Here is a 3,135-nt window from a genome sequence, read left to right as displayed (position 1 = left end):
GTCCTTTGCCAGTGGCAGCTTGGCGACGGCGAGCTGGTATTTGATGGAGCGAGCCTGCTTCTCCGATATCTCTGCCTGGAGCAGATCGCCGACGATCCTCGGCGGCTCGTGCTGCCGCTTGATGGCAACGCCCATGATCTCGTCATAGGCCGAGCGCATCCCGTAGAGCTTCAGCGCTCCCATCAGTTCCAGCAAGAAGCGGATCGTGTCGCCGCGCCGATTGGAACGTGAACGCCCGCAGGAATGCCCCTGCATACTTATTGACTGTCGCATATTGCTCGGCCGCCAAGGCCAAGGGCGACGCCTCGTTGCTCTCGACCATTGACCGGAGCTCAGGCTTAATCCGCAGCAGCCGGTGCCATCCAACTTCCTGATCGAGAACCTCCAACGCGTTCCGACCATAGTCGTTGGCGGACTGCAGGGCTGTGATCGTGTCGAGGAACATGCGCAGTGCCTTAGCGGTATCCGGCCTGCAATCCAACTGCCGCTGCTTCTTGCGGTTACTGGCTTGCGAGAACAGGCGACCCATTAGCTTGATGAACATCGACACTGCATCGTCGGTGAGCTTCTGGCCGAGCTTGATGACCTGCGCCACGATCAAAGCGTGCCGGCGACTCGCATTGAAATCGTTGGCCAGCCATGCCGGCGTGGCGTTACCCTCACCGATCATCTGGTCCCACCGTCCAGATGATATGCGCGCCTGCAATTTCGGATCGATTTCCAGCTTGTGAAGGAAGGCAATGCGTTCTGTCAGCCCGACTAGGTTTGACGCACTTGGCGCTTCGGGTGCCGAGCGCAGCCAATGAAAGCGGGTTTGGCCGATCGCCGGATCAACCTCCAACAGCCTATCCAATGATTGAAGCGTATCGACCAAAATTTCTTCGATCAGCGCTCTTTCTGCCCGTCGACGAGCAATGGCGCGGGCGGCAAGACCAATGCGTTCGATCGTGTCGATGGCGGGCAGAAGAGACCCACGTTCACGAAACGTCGCGACAATGGAACGGGCTATCGCAGCACCGTCGTCGGACATCGTGGCCGTTTGAATCGCAGCTAATAGAGCAGCTCGACGGTCTTGCCCTGTCGCGCTTCTCGTACCCAGATACACCATCAAGCGGGCCGTGTGGTCGCGGCGGGTTTCCCCACGGCGCGCATACAGTGCGAAAGTGCCCGGAGCGACGCCGATCTGTTCAGCAACGTACTTTAGCATTGCGCGAGGCGGAATTTCGTCTGGCCCTAGCACTCTGGCTGGATATCGCATCAGGCAGAGCTGAACGGCATAGCCAAGCTGGTTGTGCTCTCGCCTGCGCAGTCCAACTTCAAGGCGATCGGCCGGCGACAACGAATAGTGTCGGATTAGGCTGTCCTCGTCAGCCGGCACATCGAAGAGCTTCAGTCGTTCTTGAGCCTTGAGAAGCTTCCGTTTACCCATCGCCCGACTCCGTGCACGACCAATGGGCCAGGAGCTTTGTCGAGTCGGGCGCGCGACGAAATCAAATCTGGCCCGATGCGATGGCAGTCCACAGGGATCGTATGCGCCGGTTTTCGCACTACGGCACGGTTCACGCTCCGTTCCCCGTTAGCGTACGATTTCGCACTGCTCTTGTTCTGACCCCACTTTGCTGAGATTGCCGGCGGGACTTGTCCACGCGGCGGTCCTGCTTGACGCCGCCCGCCGTCTCCAGCGCCATAGCACCGGCCTTTGCCGTCGTCAGGGTCGATGCGATAACCGTTTTTGCCGTCAATACTGCCGAGCTCGTCATCCCATACGTTCCGATGCGAACGACCCGGGTGATGCCGGGAAGACCACAGTCTTATTTCCGTTGAGAAAGACACGGCGATGGATATGAGCATGGATTGCCCGGGCGAGTACCTGGCTCTCGACATCTCGGCCCAGACTCACATAGTCCTCTGGGCTCTGGGCGTGAGTAACGCGGATGGTGTCTTGCTCAATGATAGGCCCTTCATCCAAATCGGTAGTCACATAATGTGCTGTCGCACCTATAAGTTTTACACCCCGTTCGTAAGCCTGCTTGTAGGGATTTGCCCCTTTGAAGGACGGAAGGAAGGAGTGATGGATATTGATGATCTTCCCTGACATCCTCTCGCACATGGCGTCAGAGAGCACCTGCATGTATCGTGCGAGTACAACCAGTTCGGTAGCTGTCTGTTCGACAAGCTCCATGATCTGCGCCTCGGCTTTCGGCTTGTTCTCCTTGGTGACGTTAATGTGATGGAACGGGATGTCGTGATTGACCACGACTTTCTGGTAATCGAAGTGATTTGAGACGACACCAACAATATCAATCGGAAGCGCTCCAATACGCCAGCTGTAGAGCAGGTCGTTAAGGCAGTGACCGAACCGGGAAACCATCAGGAGAACTTTTAGCCTTCGGGTCTGAAGATGGAGATCGGTATCCATTTGGAACTTATCGGTGATCGGCTTCAGCCCCTCAGCAAGCGCTTCCCTGCTGGTTCCCTCTTCTGAAACGAAGGAGATGCGCATGAAGAAGCGACCCGTGCTGAGATCATCGAACTGCGAGCTGTCGATGATTTTGCAGCCCATGTCGCACAAAAAGCCGGAGAGGGCTGCTACGATCCCTCTTGTCGACTGACAGGTTGCGGTGAGGACATAGAGGGTCATTGCTTACCTTCGCGAAGTTATGGTTCACCTGATGGGCCGATGGGTGAAGAGAAAATTCGAAACAGCGGGCAGTGCGGGTTAGCTGGTCAGAGCCTTCACCTGACTCGTCATCAAGCGCGATATTTCATTAGCTCGCGAAAGGTATCGAGGTCGACATTCCCTCCGGAAACCACCGCCACGACGGTCTTTCCCTTCCATCTCTCGCGATCACGCAGGATTGCTGCGACAGCAGCAGCGCCCCCCGGCTCAGTGACAATTCTTAGGTCGTTCGCGAGTGCCTGCATGGCAACGATCACATCGGTTTCTGACACCGAGAAGCCCTCGGCCAAGAGCTTTTTGTTTACCGGGAACGTCTTCTCCCCCGGAATTTGCGTTACGATCGAATCGCAAATTGAGTTGTAACCCGGCTCATTTCCGATCCGCTCGCCCGCGATAAGCGATCGCTTTGTGTCGTCGAAGTTTTCAGGCTCCGCCGAATGGACAAGAGTTTGAGG

3 protein-coding genes and 1 pseudogene are annotated in these 3,135 nt (G+C 56.9%); all 4 read right to left on the bottom strand.

The window, feature by feature from the left end:
- Positions 1-183: ATP-binding protein (locus EOA60_RS25725; RefSeq protein WP_245502610.1), on the bottom strand; the 183-nt coding region annotated here is incomplete at its 3' end.
- 7 nt (positions 184-190) lie between these two features.
- Positions 191-1,429, bottom strand: a pseudogene (locus EOA60_RS25720) (DUF4158 domain-containing protein); the annotation flags it as partial.
- A 327-nt stretch (positions 1,430-1,756) separates the two neighbouring features.
- Positions 1,757-2,641, bottom strand: a complete 885-nt coding sequence (purU, locus tag EOA60_RS25715; protein WP_127335814.1) for a formyltetrahydrofolate deformylase — start codon at positions 2,639-2,641, stop codon at positions 1,757-1,759.
- A gap of 110 nt (positions 2,642-2,751) precedes the next feature.
- Positions 2,752-3,135 (bottom strand): pyridoxal-phosphate dependent enzyme (locus EOA60_RS25710; protein WP_128312104.1); only part of this gene is annotated, 384 nt, incomplete at its 5' end.

Source organism: Mesorhizobium sp. M1A.F.Ca.IN.020.06.1.1, from assembly GCF_004023265.1.
Classification (GTDB): Bacteria; Pseudomonadota; Alphaproteobacteria; order Rhizobiales; family Rhizobiaceae; genus Mesorhizobium.
Note: the sequence above shows the minus strand (reverse complement) of the source record. Positions and strands in the feature narration are given on the sequence as shown.